Source organism: Micromonospora halophytica (assembly GCF_900090245.1).
GTDB classification, from domain to species: domain Bacteria; phylum Actinomycetota; class Actinomycetes; order Mycobacteriales; family Micromonosporaceae; genus Micromonospora; species Micromonospora halophytica.
In genome coordinates, this window is the sequence record NZ_FMDN01000002.1 from 480386 (window position 1) to 498725 (window position 18340).

Consider the following 18340-nt stretch of genomic DNA (forward strand, 5'->3'; position numbering starts at 1 on the left):
CCCCCGCTCAGGCGGGCGGTGTGCGTACCCCGTACACCCGTAGGACGCTGGCTCGCAGCGCGGCGAGGGCGTCGGGGGCGGGCATCCGGCCGGCGGCGGCCTCGGTCCCGGCGGCGTGCCCGAGCGCGACGGTGGCCGCGATCAGCCAGCCCGGCGACAGCTCCGGGTCGAACTCGCCGGCCTGCTGCCCGCGCCGGATCAGTCGTTCCAGCCGGTCGAACACCGGCCGGTGCAGATCGTCGTCGGCGGCCTCGGGGACGGCGCTGAGCAGTGGGAACCGGTCGAAGATCGACCAGCTCACCTCGACCACCCGCAGCAGCGCCCCGGCGGCGGGACCCTGATCGAGATCGGCGGCGTCCATCGCCGCCACGGCCTCGTCGGTGAGCCGGTGCGCCACCGCGCCGAGCAGTGCGTCCCGGGACGGGAAGTGGGCGTAGACGGTCTGCCGGGAGACGCCGGCCGCGGCGGCCACCTCGTCCATGCTGGCCTGCGGCCGGTCACCGAGGACCCGCAGCGCCGCGTCGAGGATGGCGGCGACGCTGCGCCGTCCCTCGGAGCGCATCCGCCGCGGCCGTCCCGCCTTCATCTCTGACACGGTTGTCAACGCTACCTCCATCCCTTAGCCTTGACAGCACTGTCAAGGTTAAGGAGGCGACATGACCACGCTGCCCGGCAGCGACCTCGCCGGCTACCTACGGTCCTACGTCCAGGAGATGGGCTTCGGCACCGAGGATCCCGAGGTCGTCCTGGACCGCTACCACACCCCGGATCTCGTCTGGCACAACGACGGGATCGTGCTCGACCGGCACCGGCTGATCGCCCACGCCCGACCGGTCCGCCGCACCGCGACCGAGGGGCACCTCGACATCCACGACACGCTGACCTGCGGCGACCGGGTCGCGGCCCGGTACACCCTGCACGCCGTGTCCCGTGGCCGCCCACTCGCGACCGACATCCACCTCTTCGGCCGGCTCGCGCCCGACGGCCGGCTGTGCCGCATCGACCAGCTCACCCGGATCGTGCCCGCCGGTGCGGCGTCGTGACCGACCACCCCCGGCTGCTCCCCGTCGCACGCGGGCTCGCACTGCTCTTCACCGGCCTGCTCGCCGGGGCCTTCGGATACGGCGCGGTCAACGTCGTCCAGACCTTCAAGGCCGTGCCGCTGGACGTCCGGCTCGCCTTCCACACCGCGCTGATGCGGATGAACGGCCCGGTCATCCAGTCCACGATGGCGCTGGCGTTCCTCAGCTCACTGGTGCTGGCCGTGCTGATGCACGGCTTCGCCCGCCGGGTGGCCGCCACCGCGTCCGTGCTGGTGGCGACCTCGTTCCTGGTGACCCGGCTCGGCAACGTGCCGATCAACGGTCGGATCAAGGTCTGGGCCGTCACCGGCGCGCCGCCCGACCACGCGGCGATCCTGCGCCGCTGGGAGCTGTTCAACGACGTACGGACCGTCGCCGCCCTGGTGGCGTTCCTGCTGCTGCTCACCCTGGTCACCCCGCTGGCGCGGCAGCGACGCTGAGGACCGGCCGCGTCGCTGCCGGGTCCGCCGGCAGCGACGCGGGGGCGAATCAGGCCGCCGTGCGCTCCACCGGGATCCACAGCTCGGCGTCCGCCTGCGTGCCGTCCGCCGAGAGCCGGGTACGGGAGATCTCCGGCCCCGGCCGGCTGCGGTACGGGTTGGCCGGGAACCACTGGGTGAACACGTCCCGCCACAGGTGCTGCACCGCCGCCGGGAACTCACCCGAGGTCTCGAAGACCGCCCACGTCCCGGCCGGCACGGTCACCTGCTCCAGCCCTTCCGGCACCTCGGCACCGGTCACCACGGCGTACCAGTAGTCCAGCTCGGCGCCCTCCTCACGGTCGTCGCCCAGCTTGTCGCTGGCGTGCACGATCCCCGCCGGCTCCTGGTCGGACAGGGCCTCGATCCGGGCCACCGTCTCCGGGGCGATGCTCCGGACGAACGCCACGATCGCCGGGTTCATCCCCTCGTGGACCAGGGGCACCCGGGCCCGCCTCCCCACCAGCCTGAACTCCGGCTTCTCCACCACGTGGTACCGCATGCTGCCACTCCCTTCGACGACGAGACGGAAGGAGAGCCGCTGCTGCGAGCGCAGGACCGCGCCCGTGCGCCGGGCCTCGCCGGGCCCGACCCCGTGCATCGCACGGAACGCCCGGTTGAACGCCTCGGTCGAGCCGTACCCGTGCCGGACCGCGATGTCCAGCAGGGTCCGCTCGCCCGCCGTCACCTCGGCCGCGGCGATGGTGAGCCGCCGCCGGCGGACGTACTCGGACAGCGGCATCCCAGCCAGCGCGGAGAACATCCGCCGGAAGTGGTACTCCGACGTCAACGCGATCCGTGCCAGCTCTGCGACGTCGATCCGCTGGTCCAGGTGACACTCGACGTGCGCCATGGCCTCGTTCAACCGCTCCAGCACCGGGTCTCCCTCCTGTTTCCGGGATCCACGCTAGGGATCCGGCCGGTCGGCGGACCCGACATCCGGTGCCCGCTGCGGTCGGGTCAGCGGCGGGGGAACCAGTGGTCCAGCAGGTCGGTGCGGAACTTCCCGGCCGGGTCCCGCTCGGCCAGCAGGTCGAGAAAGTCGGCGTACCGGGGGAAGGTGGCGGCCACCGCCGACGGGTCGAGGGCGAAGACCTTGCCCCAGTGCGGGCGGGGCGCGAACGGGGCGAGCCGCCGTTCCACCTCGGCCACCACCGGCAGCACCGCCGCCGCGTCGTCGACCCAGGTGAAGTGGACGGCGAGGGTGTCCCGGCCCTGGTTCGGGCTCAGCCACAGCCCGTCGGCGGCCACCGTACGCAGCTCGCAGACCTGGAGCACCGGGGCGATCCGGTCGCGCATCCCGGCCAGCGCGGCCAGCGCGTCGGGCCCGGCCGCCCGGGGCAGGTGGTACTCGGACTGGAGTTCGTCGCCGCTGCTCGGGGTGAAGCCGAGCCGGAAGTGCGGCAGCCGCTCGTGCCACGGGCCGGGCTCGCCGAGCTGCCCGGTGCAGTTGACCGGGTCCATGCCGGGCACCGGGTGGGCGGCTTCCGTGGCCGCCGTGGCACCGAGCCAGTCGGCGGGTGGGGGCGGCTGGTCGGCGAGCTGCTTGCGCCACACCATGTCGATCCGCGACGACCGCCAGGAGGTGAACGCGCTGACGCTGTACGCCGAGGCGAACGCCGCGTCGAGGGCGTCGGCGGGCAGGTCGCGGTGCACGTACTGCCGGACGGCGAAGGTGGGCGTCACGTCCAGGGTGACCCGGGTGACCACGCCCAGCGCGCCGAGCGAGACGACGTGGCCGGCGAACCGGTCGCCGTCGGCCCGGCTCACCGTGACCAGTTCCCCGTCGGCGGTGACCAGTTCGAGGCCGGCCACCGCCGCGGCCAGGTTGCGGTTGCCGTCACCGGAGCCGTGGGTGCCGGTGGCCACCGCGCCGGCCACCGAGATGTGCGGCAGCGAGGCGAGGTTGGCCAGGGCCAGCCCTTCGGCGTGCAGCCGCCTCGCCAGGTCGCCGTAGCGCAGGGCGGCGGCAACGGTGACCGTGCCGCGCTCCCGGTCGATCTCGACGGTCGGCGGCAGCCCGGCGAGGGAGACCAGGTCGCCGGTGGTGTCGCCGAGGCGGTTGAAGGAGTGGCCGGTGCCGACCGCCCGGATCCGGTCACTGCCGGCGACCAGCCTGCGCAGCTCGTCCACGGTGGTGGGCCGGTGGAAGGCCCGGGCGGCGTACGCGACGTTGCCGGCCCAGTTGCGGCGCGGGAGGTCGGTCACCATGTCACCCCGGTTCCTCGGTGAGGGCGGCGACGAGGGCGTCCAGCGCCTCGTCGACCTGGAGCACACTGTAGCCGCGGTTGGCGCGGGCCAGACCGGTCGCCCGGGCCCGGTCGATCTCGGCGCGGGCCGCCCGGCACAGCTCCGGATCGCCGGAGGCGAGCGCGTCGCGCCCCTGGCGGACCAGCGCGTCGACCGCCTCGGTCCGGTAGCCGCGCAGCGCGACGGTGAAGTCCGGGTCGGCGAACGTGCTCCGGCGTCGCGCCCGGGCGTCGAGGAAGCGGTCGCCCGCGTGGCGGGCCAGCGCCGCCGCGAGCTGGTCGGGCGACTCGCGGATCCCGGCGAGGTCGAGCAGGTCCACCGCCGGCCGGTCGTCGAACGGGTGGCGGGCCCGCGCCGGGCCGAGGCGGGCGCCGGGGGCGGGCACGGCGAGCAGGCGCGGCGCGGCGGGGACGCCGGAGCGGGGCGCGGGCTGGTCGAGCACCACCGCGTCCAGCTCCGTCCAGCCGACGCGGCGGCGCAGGCCGGGCCGCCGGACGGTCAGCCCGTCGGCGTCGACGACGAACCGGAAGGGGCGCAGGGCACCGGCGAGCACCGTGCCGCCGAGCGCGATGCCGCCCAGGGCCACCAGCGTCCGCAGCAGCCCGTGGCCGATCGTCAGCAGCACGACGCCGGCCAGGACGCAGATCAGCGGCAGCACCAGCCGGCCCGGTCGCCGGTGCAGCTCCACGTCGCACCCCCGTCCGTCCGCTGCATCATCCGACACGCGGTTGTCCGCGACGTCCACGGGGCACCATGGACCGATGAGCAGCTACCGCGATCCCATCCTGCACGGCGACGTCCACCCCTCCGAGGAGGAGATGGACCCGACCGGCGTCGGTCTGGAGCCGGAGGACGCGCCGTCGGCGGCGTACCCGACGACCGCGCCGACGCCGGCCCCCACGCCCGAGCCGGAGCCGCCGGCGCCGGGGCCCAAGCCGGCCCCGCGCGCGGGCGACCGGCGTGCGGGCCGACCGGCCTGGATGGCCATGGTCGACTTCATGTCGGCGACATGGTGGCGTCGGGGCCGACCGGATACCGCGATGCCGCTGACATGGTGCCCGGCCTGACCGGCGCACGCCCGGCCGTCCGGCGTGCGCGTCGGGTACCGCCCGCGCGGGCCGGACGGCTCAGAGCTGCGGGACGACCTCGGCGGCGACCAGCTCCAGGTGGTCCAGGTCGGCCAGGTCGAGCAGCTGGAGGTAGATCCGCTCGGTGCCCGCCTGCGCGTACCGGCCGATCTTGTCGACCAGCTCGGCGGGGGTGCCGGCCAGGCCGTTCTCGCGCAGCTCGGCGGGTTCCCGGCCGATCGCCGCGGCCCGGCGGGCGATCTCGGCCTCGTCCCGCCCGCAGCACAGCACCAGGGCGTTGGACCAGCGCATCGTGGCGGGGTCGCGGCCGATCTCCGCGCACGCCTCGCGGACCCGACCGAACTGGGCCACGGTGTCGTCGATGGAGACGAAGGGGAGGTTGAACTCGTCGGCGTAGCGGGCGGCCAGCCGCGGGGTGCGCTTCGGGCCCATGCCGCCGAGCAGGATCGGCGGGCGGGGCTGCTGCACCGGCTTGGGCAGCGCGGGCGAGTCGGCCACCGGGTAGTACCTGCCGTCGAAGTCGAACGTCTTGCCGGCCGGGGTCTCCCAGAGCCCGGTGACGACCGCGAGCTGCTCCTCCAGCCGGGCGAACCGCTCCCCCAGCGCCGGGAACGGGATGCCGTACGCGGTGTGCTCCTCGGCGTACCAGCCGGTGCCGATGCCGAGTTCGACCCGGCCGCCGCTCATCTGGTCGACCTGCGCCACGGTGATGGCGAGCGGGCCGGGCAGGCGGAAGGTGGCCGCCGTCATGAGCGTGCCGAGGCGGATCCGGGAGGTGTCCCGGGCCAGCCCGGCCAGGGTGGTCCAGGCGTCGGTCGGCCCCGGCTCCCCGCTCACCGCGCCCATCTTCAGGTAGTGGTCGGAGCGGAAGAAGGCTCCGTACCCGGCGTCCTCGGCGGCGCGGGCCACGGCGAGCAGCTGGTCGTAGCTGGCGCCCTGCTGAGGTTCGGTGAAGATCCGCAGTTCCATGGTCCGAGCATATGGAGTGGACGGCTCCGTCGCTTCCGGACGTCGAGGCGCGGGGAGTCGAAAAGTCTTGCACGCATTTCATATGCCCGCAGGCGACTTTACGCCACGCGGAGACGGGGAAATCCACGGTTCACAATCAGCCTCGCCACTGTTACCGTCTCGGGAACCCGAAACTTCTTGCGTAACTTGCAGGAAACTCCACCCCGCGTGGCAACGCTCCCACTCCGTCCCCCCGAGGAGAGCTCCATGAGGTTCCCCCGATCGCGTGCCGCCGTACCGGCGGCCGCGCTGGCCGTCGGCCTCGCCGCGACCACCCTCACCACCGTCGCGGCGGCCGACCCGCAACCGGCCGCCGCCGCCCCCACCGTCCGCGCCAACGGCGACGCCATCGTCCACCTGTTCCAGTGGCGGTGGGACTCCATCGCCGACGAGTGCGAATCCACCCTCGGCCCCGACGGCTGGGGTGGCGTGCAGGTCTCGCCACCGCAGGAGCATGTGGTGATCGCCAACGCCGAGGGCGCCACCCACCCCTGGTGGCAGGACTACCAGCCGGTGTCGTACCGGCTGGACAAGACCCGCCGGGGCACCAGGGCCGACTTCGTCGACATGGTCGAGCGGTGTCGGGACCAGGGCGTCAAGGTCTACGTCGACATGGTGCTCAACCACATGAGCGGCAGCGGCTCGCAGGGCAACGGCCCGGGCAGCGCCGGCACCGTCTACTCGAAGTACAGCTACCCCAACCTCTTCGACGACGGCTCCGGCGACAGCTACGGCTACGCCGACTTCGCCTCCTGCTACCGGCGGATCAGCAACTGGGGCAGCAAGAACGAGGTGCAGGACTGCGAACTGCTCGACCTCGCCGACCTGGACACCGCCAACCCCGAGGTACGCCGCAAGATCGCCAAGTACATGAACGCGGTGATCGACCTCGGCGTGGCCGGCTTCCGGGTGGACGCCGCCAAGCACGTGGCCGAGCCGGAGCTGGCCGACATCTACCAGCGGCTGCACGACGTGCCGGGCTTCGGCGGCCGGCCGGACATCTTCCAGGAGGTGTACGGCGACGCCACCACCCCGTACACCTCGTACGCGGGCCTCGGCGCGGTGACCAACTTCGACTACCAGCAGTCGGTCGCCTCGGCCTTCCGCAACGGCACCATCTCCGGGCTGGCCTCGATGCCGAACCACGGCGGGCTGACCGGCGCGCAGTCGATCACCTTCATCGACAACCACGACACCCAGCGGGCCACCCCGACGCTGACGTACAAGAACGGCGCGCGCTACTACCTGGCCGACGCGTTCATGCTGGCCCACCCGTACGGCCGGCCACAGCTGATGTCCAGCTACGCGTTCGACTCCGTCACCGCGCAAGGGCCGCCGAGCAGCGCCGACGGCACCACGAACGCGACCGACTGCGCCCGCGCCGAGTGGATCTGCGAACACCGCGACGAGCAGGTCGCCGGGATGCCCTCGTTCCGCAACGCGGTGGCCGGCACCGGGATCGACGACGTGGTCACCGACGGCTCCGGCCGGCTCGGCTTCGCCCGGGGCGACAAGGGGTACGCCGCCTTCAACGCCACCGGCAGCGCGTGGAGCCGTACCTTCACCACCGCCCTGCCGAACGGCACCTACTGCAACGTGGCCCGCGGCACCTTCGACCGGAGGACCGGCGTCTGCGCCGACGGCACGGTGACCGTCGCCGGCGGCGCCTTCACCACCAGCATTCCCGCCGACCGCGCGGTGGCGCTGCACGTCGACGCCCGGATCGACGGCGCCTCGCCGTCCCCGACCGCCTCGCCGTCGCCCAGCGCGTCGCCCTCGCCGAACCCGAACGAGACCCCGACCCCGACCCCGACGACGACCGCGCCGGCCGGGCAGACCCGCATTACGGCCACCGTGCAGACCGACCCCGGCCAGGAGGTGTACGTCGTCGGCTCACTGCCGCAGCTCGGCGCCTGGAACCCGGCCGACGGGGTGAAGCTCTCCACCTCCGCCGCCGACTACCCCTCCTGGACCGGTTCGGTGGACCTGCCCGCCGGCACCCCGTTCGAGTGGAAGCTGGTCAAGGTCGGCAACGGCGGCGTGGTCTGGGAGAACGACCCGAACCGCAGCGGCTCGGGCGGCACCGCGCTCAACGTCACCTGGAACCAGCAGACCGCGAGCACCCCGGCCACCGCGCCGGTGAGCTTCCGGGCAACCGTGTCGACCGTGCCGGGGCAGAACGTCGTCGTGGTGGGTGACATCCCGGCCCTGGGCGGCTGGGACCCGGCCCGTGGCCTGCCGCTGTCGGCGGCGAGCTACCCGACCTGGACGGGGAGCCTGACCCTGCCGGCCGGCACCGGCTTCTCCTACAAGTACGTCAAGCGCGCCGACGACGGCACCGTGGTCTGGGAGTCCGGCGCGAACCGTACGGTCACCGCGACCGGTGCGGTGACGCTCACCGACACCTGGCGCTGACGACGAGGGGCGGTCCCGCGTGGGACCGCCCCCGCATTCCTTGCAGGCGGATGAACAGCGGGGCCTATCGTGATGGTGTCCGTCGACGCCTTCGCCGTCCTGGCCGAGCCGACCCGGCGGCGGATCCTCGACACGCTCCGGCACGCGGAGCACAGCGTCGGCGAACTCGTCGACGCGCTGGGCATGAGCCAGCCGGCCGTCTCCAAGCACCTCAAGGTGCTCCGCGAGGCCGGCTTCGTCTCCTGCCGCACGGCGGCGCAGCAGCGCATCTACCGCATCGACCCGAGCCCGCTGCGCGCCGTGGACGGCTGGCTGGAACCGTACCGCGAGCTGTGGGCGGAACACCCGGACTGATCCGGGCCGGGTTGCGGCGAGGCCGCGGCCCGGCCCGGCCGCACGGCTGAGCGAGCCGGTCAGCGCGGCCCGCTCAGCCGTACGGCTTCGTCGCGTACGCCGCCCGCAGCGCGGCCAGCCCGGTCGCCTTCGGCGAGAGGGTCCCCCAGCCGGAGTTGAAGTAGTTGGTCCGCACGATCCGGGGACCCCGCTCGGCGTTGAGCTGGGCGATGGCCGGGGGCACCGTGGCGATCCAGGCGGCCTGATCGGGGAACTCGGCCACCCGCACCCCCCACTCGGCGATGATCACCGGGCGGGCGAGCGCCACCGGCCCGAGGTCGGCGACCGCCCAGTCCTTCGTCCGGCGGAACCGGGCCAGCGCGGTGTGGCCCGGGTCGGTGGCGTAGACGTTCCACTGCAGGAAGTCCAGCCGGGACATCAACGACTCCGGGTGGGTACGCCGGAAGCAGGCCCGGTCGAAGCCCCCCGAACCGACGGAGAAGGTGGTGCCGGCCGGAAGCGGGCGGGCCTTGAACCAGTTCACGATGTAGGTCATCGCCTGCACCGCACGGGCGTCGGAGTCCGCCCAGTCGTACGCCACCCCCGACTCGGTGGTGCCGAACTCGTGGTCGGTGTCCAACTCGGAGGCGAGTTGGATGGTCACCGGGAAGCCCATGGTGCGGTACTGCGACAGCGCCCGGGCGAAGAGCCCGTCGCAGAGGCCGGCGAGCACCTGGCCGTACCCGTACGCCTTCGGCCAGGTCGTCCCCGGACGCTGCTGGATGGTCATCGCGGGCGCCGGGACGGTGTAGCCGACGCCGTCCACGGTGAAGGTCTGCGGGCCGGTGTTGGCGGCCCCGTAGTGCTTCAGCTCCAGCACCATGTTGATCGCGAACCCGTTGCGGCCGAGGGTGAGCAGCCAGGGCTTGTTCCAGCCGGGGAAGAGGTAGCCGTCGGCGAAGCTGCGGTACTGGGTGAGCGAGCGGAAGTTGCCGCCGGCCATGTCGGCCGTCGGGTCGCCGTTGCCGGAGAGGTAGTAGCCGCCCAGCACCGGCGGGGCGATGGCGTAGTCGGCGGTCGCGGTCGCGGTCCGCCCGCCGGAGTCCCGGACGGTGACAGTGACCCGGGGCATCACGCCACCGCCCGGTAGACGGCCACCGCACCGGTGTCGGAGATCCGGGTCCAGGTCCGCCCGGAGTCGTCGCTGACGGTGACGGTGAGCGGGTCGATGACGGCGGTGACGCTGACCGGGGCGCTGCTGTTGCCCTGGGCGTCGGTCACCACGATCGTGACGGTGACGGGCCGGGTGTCCGGGTCGCCGTAGCTGAGGGTGAGCGTCATCGGATCGCCCGGGGAGTAGGTCGAGGCGTTGAGGCTGGCACTGACGGTGGGAGCGGCCATCTCCGCCCCCTCCTTCCTTGCTCGTGCGCGCGGGCAGCCGCCGGCGCGTCCGGTCATCCCGGCAGGGACCGCCGTCGTTCGGTACGGCGTCGACCGGAGGTGGGATGACGTCCTTGTCCTGACGGGGCGACGCCGCCGGCGGGTGCCGGGGGCGTCGGCCGGGCCACGGCCGGGTCGCGCATGCGGTCGGACCGGCGGGGACCGGGTCCGCCGACGGCGTCGGGGCCGGGCTCGGCGGTGCGGCGTCCGGCGGCGGCACGGGGCCGCCACCGGGGCCGGAGGGATGGGACGTGGCCCGCCGTCGCAGCCTCTCCACCTGCATAAACAATGCTCCGACGAGGGGTACGACGTCTTGTCGGCCATCCGACTGCCGGACTGTCAGCCACCTGGTTGCGCCGCCGACGGAGGCGGCCGATTGCGGGTCAGCCGGCCCGGTGTCGGCGTGCCAGGCGGGCGAGGACGCTCACCAGGGCGGTCCCGGTGGCCGTGCCGACCAGGACGAGCGCCGCCCCCACCGCCCAGAGCCCGCTGTCGTCGGTGGCCGCGGCGTGCCCCGCCCAGGCACTGGTGAACGCCACCGTCATCACCGGGACCACCAGCCACGGGCTGAGCCGCCACCCGGCGACGGCGGCGACCACGGCCAGGGTGAGCACACAGCCGGCCACCTGCCACCACGAGTACGGGCCACTGGTCGCGCCGGTCTCCGGGTCCGTCGTGTAGCCGGTGTCCCAGCTCAGCCAGGCCGCCCAGGTCGCGACCGTCACGGCCGCGAGGATCAGTCCACCGAGGAGGGTACGGGTGCGCATGGTGTCGTTCACGCCTCGATCCTTCCCGCTGCGGCCGCCGGATGGTTGAGCACCCGTACTCACGACCGGCCCGGCGGTCGGCGGCCCGCCTCGCCCGGGCTCACCGCCGGGCGGCCGGCAACGTCGCCATCAGCTCGACCTCGGCGGTCCGTGACTGCTCGATCCGCCGGGCCAGGTCACGCACCCGCTCGCTGACGCCGGCCCGCACCTGCGCCCGGGCCAGGTCCGCCGCCGTCCGCTGGTGCGCGCCGAGCACGTCGAGCAGCACCCGGTCCACCTGGCCGGCCGGGGCCTTGCGGAGGCGGGCCAGTCCGGCCGGTGCGTCGCTGTGCCCGGAGTGGTCGTGCCGGGCGGCGGCGGCCTGCGCCGAGGGACCGGCGTCGGACAGCCAGCCCCGCATCGTGGCCAGCTCGTCGGTCTCGGTCACCTCGATCGCGGCGACCAGGGTACGCAGGTCGGCGTCCGTCGCCCGGGCCCGACCGAGCCGGACGATCTCCAGGGTCTCTGCGGTGTGCGCCACCATCATGGTCAGGAACAGCACATCGATGCCGCTGGTCGGGACGTCGGCGGCCGGGACGGATCCCGAGGCGGTCGCCGGCTGCGCCGACGGCGCGGGCCCGTCGGCGCAGCCGGCGGTGGCGAGCAGGGTCACGAGCAGGGCGGTGGCGATCAGGCGCTGCATGCCGTCCTCCGTCACAGGGAGCCGGGATCGGGTCCGGGTGCGGCACACCGGGCGCGTGGGCCGCACCCGGACGGTCAGACCTGGGTCCAGAGCGCCGGCACGTTCGGCGGCTCCCAGCCGGCGATGGCGGTGTGCGCCTGCCGGCAGCGGTACGTCAGGCCGTTGTAGGTGACCTGGTCGCCGACCTGGTAGGACCGGCCCGCGGTCCAGGTGCCGCCCGGTGCCGGCGTGCTGGTCGGGCTGGCCGTCGGGGTCGGGCTGGGCGACGGGCTGGTCGGGGTCGGCGTGGGTGTCGGGCCACCGCCGCCGATCTGGAGGTCCACGCAGGAGTAGAAGGCGTTGGCGGTGTCGGCGATGTTCCAGATCGCGAGGAGCTTCTGCCGGCCGGAGAACCCGCCCAGGTTGACGGTGTGCGAGACGGTCGCGCCGGGCTGCTGACCGCCCCCGTTGACGACCGCGACCCGGGTGCCGCCGATCCAGTACTCCCAGTTGCTGGTGGCGTGCCGGGCGGTGTTGACCCAGGTGAAGGTGACCGAACTGCCGACGGAGGTGGCCGGCCAGCCTCGACTGTCGTCGTTGAGCACGGCGAACTGGGGGATCCCGGCGTGGCAGCTGCGCAGGCCCTTGGGACCTTCGACGCTCTGCGGCTCGTACTTGATCTGGCCGCAGTCGGGCACCCGGTTCTGCGCGCAGAGCGCCTGCCGGCTGGGCGGGGACGAGACATAGCCGTGCGCCTGGGCGGGCGCGGCGACGGCCAGGGTGGACGCGACGACGCCGGTCGTCACGAGCGGGATGGTGATCCTTCGACGCATGGTGGCAGCTCCTTCGGGGGACGGCTGGCTGCGGGAGATGCCCACCAAGTTAAATTAAACCTTGTTAACAGTAAAGACCCCCGTCGATGATGTCCCGCCATCCGGCGGGCAAGAGCGGTGCGGGGCACGGCGGGTCGACCCGCCGTGCCCCGCACCGGTGCCTGATGAGGTCAGGTGGAAGTCTGGTAGTAGCAGGCGTTCCTGGCCCAACGGATGGGGCCGACCCGGGTGCCCCAGGAACTCCAACCGTCGGCGGTTGCGGTGTGCCAGTACCTCGCCAGGTAGCTGCCCGTCGCCGTCCGCAGTTCGGTGTGGTCGAGGCCGTCGTCGTACTGGATCTTGTGCTGGGCGCTCATGGCGATGCCGGACGCGGCGTCCACGTCTCCGTCGTCGAATGACGAGACCACCGTCCAGTCGGTCCCCATCGCCGACTGCGGACGGGCCGCCAGCCCGTTCAGGAAGCTGCTGCCGGCCTGCATCTCCTTGCACTGGAGCCAGAGCGTGAGGCTGCACCATCCGGCGAACTTCGCACCACCGTGCGGGGTGCCCAGCGTCACGACGTCCTCGACGTAGACATAGGGCGGGTAGCCGGTGGTCCCCTTGGCCACCTCGGTGAGAGCGGAGCGGATCACCAGCCCACCCATGGAGTGCCCGACCACGTCGACCTTCACGCCCTTGGCCGAGTAGCGGTTGTAGATCTCGTTGGCCAGCGCTCTTCCCACCGTCTTGATCGACGTCGTGGTGGTGTCACCGTTGTACTTGATGTCGCAGTTCGTGTTACCCGAGTAGTAGCCGAACGTCGTCAGTTCCCCCGTCCAGCCCGTGTTCGTGAACACGGGCGTCACGGCCGACCAGTATGCGTCGCAGTCCGCGTTGCCGTCGGGACTCCAGCCATGGATGAAGATGACCGGGTTCGCCACGCCGTTGACCCGCGCCGGGGCGGCGAGCGCCGGCGTCTGCGCCACGAGCGTGAACCCTCCGGTGAGCACCAGAGTGGCGAGCAGCGCCAGCGTTCTTCGCATCTGTCCGTCCTTGTTCATGTGAGCCGGGGGGATCCGCACACACGGCGAGCCCGCCGTGAACGGTGATCGGCATTGTGGCACCCCGCTGCATGAGCCACGACCGCTGCCGGCAGCACCCGATCAATCCCGGCAGATGTCATCATGCGTGGTGACCAGTTCCGTGACCACGACTGGGCGGGCTGCCTCGACGTCCGCGACCCGCGACCTCGGTGACCTCCGGCTCACCAACGGCGGCCAGACCCGGCGCGGGGCGGTGGTCCGGGCCGACCACCCAGCTCGCGCCGTCGCCGCTTGCGGGGCTCACTGAAGACGACTTCGTGACGCTGCGCAACCGGCTCCTCGGCTGCTCGACCACCGCCGCCTGATTCGCATTCCCGTCAACCGTTGCCGATACGGCTTTCATTGACACCCGAACTGATGGCGGGGAAGGGCCAGCCCCTCCCCCACCCTCGAGTTCGCCTGGTCGGACGGGCTACTTGGCGACGAGCAGGAGCAGCCCTCGTGCGCGCAGCAGGTAGCCGGTGGAGGCTCCGCCGATCAGAGCCTCGTTGCCCGGGTTGGCCACCTGGTCGGGTCCCTCGGCCCAGGTGGAGGTGTCGGTGACACGGAACCACTGCCTGCCGGCGGGCGGCGCGGGCAGGGTGAAGCTGACGTCGCCGGACCAACCGTTGTAGGCGACGTAGATCGCGGAGGCGCTGTCGCCGAACTCGCTTCCGTCTATGCGCCACGCCAGCGCATGGTTGTTCGCGTTACCCCAGTAGGTGCTGTCCGGGGCCGTGCCCGCCGGGGTGAACCATTCGAGCTGGCCGAGGCCGTTGCCGTTGGTGTCGGTGGCGGTGTAGAAGTTCACCGGTCGCAGGGCGGGGTGCGCCTTGCGGAAGGCGATCAGCCGCTTGGTGAAGGTGTGGAAGGTCGTCTGGTCGGCGTCAGGGGCCCAGCCCAGCCAGTTGGCGCTGGAGTCGAGGTTGTACGGGTTGTTGTTGCAGTTCATGCTGCGCAGGTACTCGTCGCCGCCGGTCATCATCGGGGTGCCGGCCGACAGCATGAGGAACGCCTGCCCGTTGCGGGCCGCCCTGCGCTGGTCGGCGGCCACACCGCCCTGGTTCCAGGAGATGTTGTCGTCGGAGCCACCGTCGGACGGGCCGTACGGCCACGGCTGGTTGTTGTTCTTGCTGCCACAGGAGTACAGGTCCTTCAGGGTGAACCCGTCGTGGGCGACCATGAAGTTGACCGAGTTCCACGGCCGCCTGCCGTCGTCGCCGTAGAGGTCGGACGAGCCGGCGAAGCGGTTCGCGAGGTCGCCCGGGGTGACCTGGTCGACGCCCATCTTGTTCTGGTCCCGGCGGAGCGTGTCGCGGTAGATGCCGTTCCACTCCGACCAGCCGGCGGGGAAGTTGCCGACCTGGTAGCTGTTGCCGCCGATGGCCCACGGTTCGGCGATCCAGTCGACACCGGACCCGCCGCCGGCCGGCCGCGCCGGCATCTCCGCCACGAGGCGGTTGAGCGCGGTGCCGGAGTTGGTCCGACTGTAGTTGAAGCACCCGTGCTGGCAGGTGTTGCCCAGCACGGACGCCAGGTCGAACCGGAAGCCGTCGACGCCCAGCGTGTTCTTCCAGTACGCGACGGAGTCGACGATGAGGTTCTGCGCGACGGGGTTGAAGGTGTTGTAGTTGCCGCCGACGCCGGTGTTGTCCCACGGGCTCTGCCGGTCGCCGGTCAGCGAGTAGTAGGTGGGGTTGTCCAGGCCGCGCCAGGAGAACAGGTTGTAGGTGTTCTTGTCGCCCTGCGGCCCGTCCTCGCCGGTGTGGTTGTACACCACGTCGACGAGCACCTTGATCCCGACGTCGTGGAAGGCCTTGACCATGGCCTTGAACTCGGCGGTGGGTCCGCCGGGAGACTTGTCGTAGGCGTAGCGCCGGTCGGGGGCGAAGTAGTTGAGCGTCATGTACCCCCAGTAGTTGTCACCGGCGGTACTGGTGGGGTCGACGTCGTTGGCGTCGTTCTGCGTCTCCTGCAACGGCAGGAACTCCACCGCCGTCACGCCCAACGACGCCAGGTGGGCGGCCTTGAGGCCGGCGCCCTTGTAGGTGCCCCGGTAGGCCGACGCGATGGTGGTGTCGTTCCTGGTCAGCCCGCGTACGTGCACCTCGTACACGATGTCGTCCTTGAGTGGACGGGTGGGCTTCGTGCCGAACCCGCCGGCGGTCGCGGTGAGGGCGATGCCCTTGGGGGCGAACGTGCCGGTGTCGACCGCCCGGTTCGCGCCGGAGCGGTAGCTGCTCAGGTCGGTGTGGCCCGGCGTCCGCGGATCGTGGCTGATCTCCCGGGCGTACGGGTCGAGCAGCAGCTTGTTGGGGTTGAACCGGTTGCCGGCGGAGTCGACGTCGGAGACGAACCCGGCGGTCGAGCCCTTCGTCCAACTGGTGTGGTAGGGCCAGTTCGGGCCCCAGGCGCGGTAGCCGTAGTAGACGGTGCCGGTGATGCCGCGGCTGTTCAGTTCGGTCACGTTGACCGTCCTGGAGAAGACGTTGCCGTTCTCGGTCAGCACGTAGCTGACCTTCTCCTGGGCGCCGGTGGCGGCGCTGTAGAGGTAGACGGCGATCCGGGTGGCCGTGGCGGAGTAGACGCGGAACGTGATGGTGCTGGCCGTGCCGTCGTAGCGGGCGCCCAGGGCCTGGGCGTCGATCGCGGCCCGTGCCGGCGGTGCGGTGACCAGGCCGGCGGACGGTATGCCGGTCAGGCCGAGCAGCATGGCGAGGGCCAGGGCGAGGCGTCGGGGCGTGCGTCGGGTCGTCATCGCAGGTTCCTCAGCTTGGCCGGTGGGGTGGGGGGACGGCCGCCGCGACCCACGGGACAGTGGCGCGGCCGGGCACGAAGCCGGCAGCCAGGGCGGCAGCGGGCAGCATGGAGCACACGACGGGGTTCATGGGGAAGACCTCCTCGCTGACGGGGGGTGGTGCGAGGAAGGTTGGCTGATGGGCCCATCCGTCAACCGTTGATCAATGCAAGAACTTGCAATGTTTCCGAGACGCTACCATCTAAATACATCGAAGTGAACGGCCACGTGAGCGATCATCAGGGCGGACCAGCCGTCCAGGTCGGAGGCGTGCGGTGCAAGCAGCAGAAACCTGTTGCAGGCATGGCAAGGGCTGTCACGCCTGCCGTCCGCCAGTGGGTGCTGACGACGGGCGTCAGCACCCGAGGGCTTGTTGCGGAGGCCGACCTGGTCGAGTAGTTTTCCGGGCACGCCGACGAGCTGGGAGGAGGTCAGAACAATGTCCGATGTTCTGCGCCTCGCCCGCGTCCCGGCGTTCACGCGGGTCTGAGCCGGGGCGTTCGCTTTCCGGAGGATCAACCCATGACCGACCTGGTCATCCGTCCGCTCGTCGCGGGCGAGGAGAATCTCTTCGAGTCCATGCCCGATCCGCTGCCTCAACTGCGGCAGGTCAGTTACGCCGACGGAATCGCCGGTGGCGGTTACCGGCCCGAGAACACCTGGGTCGCCCTGCGAGCCGGTCGCGTCATCGGCCGGGCGGCCTGGCTCCTCCCACCGGGGGCGGTCGGCGCCCCCTGGCTGGAACGGTTCGACTTGGACGCCGAGCCAGAGGTGGGTGCCGCGCTGCTGCGCGCCGCCCACGAGGCACTCGGCGGTCCCCACAGGTACTACGCCGCCATGCCGGCACACTGGCGGCGCCGGCCGGAGGTACTCGCCGTGGTCGAGGCGCCGATGGCGGCGGCCCGCCTTGCCGGGCTGGTCGAGCGCGGCGAGCGGGTGAGGCTCTCCTGGACGGGCACACCGCTGCCGACGACTTCCGGGCGTTACACCTTCCGTTCGGCCGCCGACGCGGCGGAGATCAACGCGATGGTCGCCCGAATCAGCGAACCGGACGTGCTCACCGGCAAGGAGATCGCGCTGGCGGTCGGCGGAGTGGACCTGGCGACCGACCCACTGGCCTGGCTGAACGGCCCGACCGAAGCTTGGCGCATCGCGACAGACGCCGGGGAGCCGGTCGGCCTGGTCGGCACGGCCGGGGATGCGTGCTACCCGCTCATTGCCTACCTCGGCCTGCTCGACGAAGCCGTCCGAGGCGAGCTGCTGGCCGAGGTGGTGCGGGTACTGGCCACCGGCGGCGCCCGAGAGGTGCTGGCCGACGTGGACGCCCACCGGGTGGTGGTGCTGGCGGAACTGGAACGGACCGGGTTCCGACGGTTGCGGTCCCGGGTCCTCTTCGAACCCGCCGCCGGTACGCCGTCCGGTTCCGTCGTCACGCCCGGCTGAGCATCGGCGTGCCGACCAGCGTGGACGCTGGTCGGCACGCCGGACCGGTCCTGACCGGTAGGTAAGGTCGTCCGCATGGCTGACGCTGTCGTGATTCCCGGTGCCTGGTTCGGACCGGGTGCTCCCCTGCTGATGTATGCCGGCGACGTGGCGGCGCAGCGGGGCGCGACAGTGCACCGCTACTCGTGGTCCCGGGAGTTTCCGAAGCTTGATCAGCCGGGAATCGAGGGCTGGGTCGGCGGGGAGATCGCTCCGTTGATCGACACCACTGACGGTCGCCCATTGCTGATCGGCAAGTCGCTCGGCACGAACGCGGCAGCGGTCGCCGCCGAACGATCCTTGCCCGCCGTGTGGCTCACGCCCCTGCTCACCCTGCCGTGGGTGGCGGACGCCCTGGGCCGCGCGACCGCGCCGTTCCTGCTCGTGGGTGGCACCGCCGACAAACTCTGGGACGGTGACCTGGCCCGCCGGCTGTCACCCCACGTGCTGGAGGTGGAAGGCGCCGATCACGGCATGTACGTACCCGGCCCACTCACCGAGTCGATCGCAGTGCTCAGTCGGGTCGTGGTCGCCGTACAGGAGTTCCTCGACGCGATTGGCTGGCCGAGCCAGCCGTAGCCGCGTCGTTGCCGGCACCAGGAAGCGGATCTCCCCGTCGGGCGGTCGTAGACCGTCCAGCCTCC

At 72.1% G+C, this 18340-nt stretch carries 19 protein-coding genes; 7 read left to right on the forward strand and 12 right to left on the reverse strand.

Annotated features, from left to right (window positions below; translation table 11 throughout):
• Positions 1-7 precede the first annotated feature (7 nt).
• Positions 8-586 (reverse strand): TetR/AcrR family transcriptional regulator, encoded by a 579-nt coding sequence (locus tag GA0070560_RS04850; protein WP_170839288.1) that lies wholly within the window; start codon positions 584-586, stop codon positions 8-10.
• A gap of 70 nt (positions 587-656) precedes the next feature.
• Here GA0070560_RS04850 and GA0070560_RS04855 point away from each other — a divergent pair, with 70 nt between their 5' ends.
• Together GA0070560_RS04855 and GA0070560_RS04860 are read left to right on the forward strand one after the other, a co-directional pair.
• The gene (locus GA0070560_RS04855; RefSeq protein WP_091291795.1) at positions 657-1043 is read left to right on the forward strand and encodes a nuclear transport factor 2 family protein; all 387 of its coding nucleotides are present in this window, start codon (positions 657-659) and stop codon (positions 1041-1043) included.
• Positions 1040-1522, forward strand: coding sequence for an anthrone oxygenase family protein (locus GA0070560_RS04860; protein WP_245675356.1), 483 nt, complete (start codon positions 1040-1042; stop codon positions 1520-1522). The genes GA0070560_RS04855 and GA0070560_RS04860 overlap by 4 nt, the downstream gene beginning before the upstream one ends.
• A 49-nt stretch (positions 1523-1571) precedes the next feature.
• Here GA0070560_RS04860 and GA0070560_RS04865 read toward each other — a convergent pair whose 3' ends face one another.
• The 3 genes from GA0070560_RS04865 to GA0070560_RS04875 form a co-directional block, all read right to left on the reverse strand.
• Positions 1572-2438 (reverse strand): AraC family transcriptional regulator, encoded by an 867-nt coding sequence (locus GA0070560_RS04865; protein ID WP_091291798.1) that lies wholly within the window; start codon positions 2436-2438, stop codon positions 1572-1574.
• Positions 2439-2521: 83 nt separating this feature from the next.
• Entirely contained in the window at positions 2522-3772 is a 1251-nt protein-coding gene (locus GA0070560_RS04870; RefSeq protein WP_091291800.1) for an FAD-binding protein, read from the reverse strand.
• Between the two features lies 1 nt (position 3773).
• Entirely contained in the window at positions 3774-4499 is a 726-nt protein-coding gene (locus GA0070560_RS04875) for a hypothetical protein (protein ID WP_091291803.1), read from the reverse strand.
• A 73-nt stretch (positions 4500-4572) separates the two neighbouring features.
• Between GA0070560_RS04875 and GA0070560_RS04880 the strand changes: the two genes are divergently transcribed.
• On the forward strand, positions 4573-4878 hold the full coding sequence (locus tag GA0070560_RS04880; RefSeq protein ID WP_091291805.1) for a hypothetical protein: 306 nt from the start codon (positions 4573-4575) through the stop codon (positions 4876-4878).
• Between the two features lie 60 nt (positions 4879-4938).
• Here the strand turns inward: GA0070560_RS04880 and GA0070560_RS04885 are convergent, their stop codons facing one another.
• Positions 4939-5868: an LLM class F420-dependent oxidoreductase gene (locus GA0070560_RS04885; protein ID WP_091291808.1), complete on the reverse strand. Its 930-nt coding sequence runs from the start codon at positions 5866-5868 to the stop codon at positions 4939-4941.
• 246 nt (positions 5869-6114) lie between these two features.
• Between GA0070560_RS04885 and GA0070560_RS04890 the strand changes: the two genes are divergently transcribed.
• Both GA0070560_RS04890 and GA0070560_RS04895 read left to right on the forward strand, forming a co-directional pair.
• Complete coding sequence (locus GA0070560_RS04890) at positions 6115-8322, forward strand: carbohydrate-binding module family 20 domain-containing protein (protein ID WP_091291811.1); 2208 nt, start codon at positions 6115-6117, stop codon at positions 8320-8322.
• Between the two features lie 72 nt (positions 8323-8394).
• Positions 8395-8676 (forward strand): ArsR/SmtB family transcription factor, encoded by a 282-nt coding sequence (locus tag GA0070560_RS04895; protein ID WP_091291815.1) that lies wholly within the window; start codon positions 8395-8397, stop codon positions 8674-8676.
• A 73-nt stretch (positions 8677-8749) separates the two neighbouring features.
• Here GA0070560_RS04895 and GA0070560_RS04900 read toward each other — a convergent pair whose 3' ends face one another.
• From GA0070560_RS04900 to GA0070560_RS04930, 7 genes are all read right to left on the reverse strand, one after another.
• Complete coding sequence (locus GA0070560_RS04900) at positions 8750-9787, reverse strand: hypothetical protein (RefSeq protein WP_091291817.1); 1038 nt, start codon at positions 9785-9787, stop codon at positions 8750-8752.
• Entirely contained in the window at positions 9787-10056 is a 270-nt protein-coding gene (locus GA0070560_RS04905; protein ID WP_091291819.1) for a hypothetical protein, read from the reverse strand. Before GA0070560_RS04905 ends, GA0070560_RS04900 begins: the two co-directional genes overlap by 1 nt.
• A 422-nt stretch (positions 10057-10478) precedes the next feature.
• Positions 10479-10874 carry a hypothetical protein gene (locus tag GA0070560_RS04910; RefSeq protein WP_245675357.1) on the reverse strand — a complete coding sequence of 132 codons (396 nt, stop codon included), beginning with the start codon at positions 10872-10874 and terminating at the stop codon, positions 10479-10481.
• Between the two features lie 88 nt (positions 10875-10962).
• Positions 10963-11544: a DUF305 domain-containing protein gene (locus GA0070560_RS04915; RefSeq protein ID WP_091291985.1), complete on the reverse strand. Its 582-nt coding sequence runs from the start codon at positions 11542-11544 to the stop codon at positions 10963-10965.
• A gap of 74 nt (positions 11545-11618) precedes the next feature.
• A complete protein-coding gene (locus GA0070560_RS04920; protein ID WP_091291821.1) occupies positions 11619-12356 on the reverse strand; it encodes a lytic polysaccharide monooxygenase in 738 nt (245 codons plus the stop codon).
• A 170-nt stretch (positions 12357-12526) separates the two neighbouring features.
• A complete protein-coding gene (locus GA0070560_RS04925; protein ID WP_170839277.1) occupies positions 12527-13378 on the reverse strand; it encodes an esterase/lipase family protein in 852 nt (283 codons plus the stop codon).
• Positions 13379-13850: 472 nt separating this feature from the next.
• Entirely contained in the window at positions 13851-16175 is a 2325-nt protein-coding gene (locus tag GA0070560_RS04930) for an isoamylase (protein WP_091291825.1), read from the reverse strand.
• Between the two features lie 561 nt (positions 16176-16736).
• Here GA0070560_RS04930 and GA0070560_RS04935 point away from each other — a divergent pair.
• Together GA0070560_RS04935 and GA0070560_RS04940 are read left to right on the forward strand one after the other, a co-directional pair.
• Positions 16737-17657: an acetyltransferase gene (locus GA0070560_RS04935; protein ID WP_091291827.1), complete on the forward strand. Its 921-nt coding sequence runs from the start codon at positions 16737-16739 to the stop codon at positions 17655-17657.
• Between the two features lie 75 nt (positions 17658-17732).
• On the forward strand, positions 17733-18275 hold the full coding sequence (locus GA0070560_RS04940; RefSeq protein WP_091291830.1) for an alpha/beta fold hydrolase: 543 nt from the start codon (positions 17733-17735) through the stop codon (positions 18273-18275).
• The last annotated feature ends 65 nt before the right edge of the window (positions 18276-18340 follow it).

Coding starts and splice junctions, on each gene's coding strand:
- GA0070560_RS04880 (WP_091291805.1), top strand. CDS start 4,573: ATGAGCAGCTACCGCGATCCCATCCTGCACGGCGACGTCCACCCCTCC.
- GA0070560_RS04935 (WP_091291827.1), top strand. CDS start 16,737: ATGACCGACCTGGTCATCCGTCCGCTCGTCGCGGGCGAGGAGAATCTC.
- GA0070560_RS04850 (WP_170839288.1), bottom strand. CDS start 586: ATGAAGGCGGGACGGCCGCGGCGGATGCGCTCCGAGGGACGGCGCAGC.
- GA0070560_RS04930 (WP_091291825.1), bottom strand. CDS start 16,175: ATGACGACCCGACGCACGCCCCGACGCCTCGCCCTGGCCCTCGCCATG.
- GA0070560_RS04900 (WP_091291817.1), bottom strand. CDS start 9,787: ATGCCCCGGGTCACTGTCACCGTCCGGGACTCCGGCGGGCGGACCGCG.
- GA0070560_RS04905 (WP_091291819.1), bottom strand. CDS start 10,056: ATGGCCGCTCCCACCGTCAGTGCCAGCCTCAACGCCTCGACCTACTCC.
- GA0070560_RS04895 (WP_091291815.1), top strand. CDS start 8,395: ATGGTGTCCGTCGACGCCTTCGCCGTCCTGGCCGAGCCGACCCGGCGG.
- GA0070560_RS04925 (WP_170839277.1), bottom strand. CDS start 13,378: ATGCGAAGAACGCTGGCGCTGCTCGCCACTCTGGTGCTCACCGGAGGG.
- GA0070560_RS04885 (WP_091291808.1), bottom strand. CDS start 5,868: ATGGAACTGCGGATCTTCACCGAACCTCAGCAGGGCGCCAGCTACGAC.
- GA0070560_RS04920 (WP_091291821.1), bottom strand. CDS start 12,356: ATGCGTCGAAGGATCACCATCCCGCTCGTGACGACCGGCGTCGTCGCG.
- GA0070560_RS04870 (WP_091291800.1), bottom strand. CDS start 3,772: ATGGTGACCGACCTCCCGCGCCGCAACTGGGCCGGCAACGTCGCGTAC.
- GA0070560_RS04940 (WP_091291830.1), top strand. CDS start 17,733: ATGGCTGACGCTGTCGTGATTCCCGGTGCCTGGTTCGGACCGGGTGCT.
- GA0070560_RS04915 (WP_091291985.1), bottom strand. CDS start 11,544: ATGCAGCGCCTGATCGCCACCGCCCTGCTCGTGACCCTGCTCGCCACC.
- GA0070560_RS04890 (WP_091291811.1), top strand. CDS start 6,115: ATGAGGTTCCCCCGATCGCGTGCCGCCGTACCGGCGGCCGCGCTGGCC.
- GA0070560_RS04855 (WP_091291795.1), top strand. CDS start 657: ATGACCACGCTGCCCGGCAGCGACCTCGCCGGCTACCTACGGTCCTAC.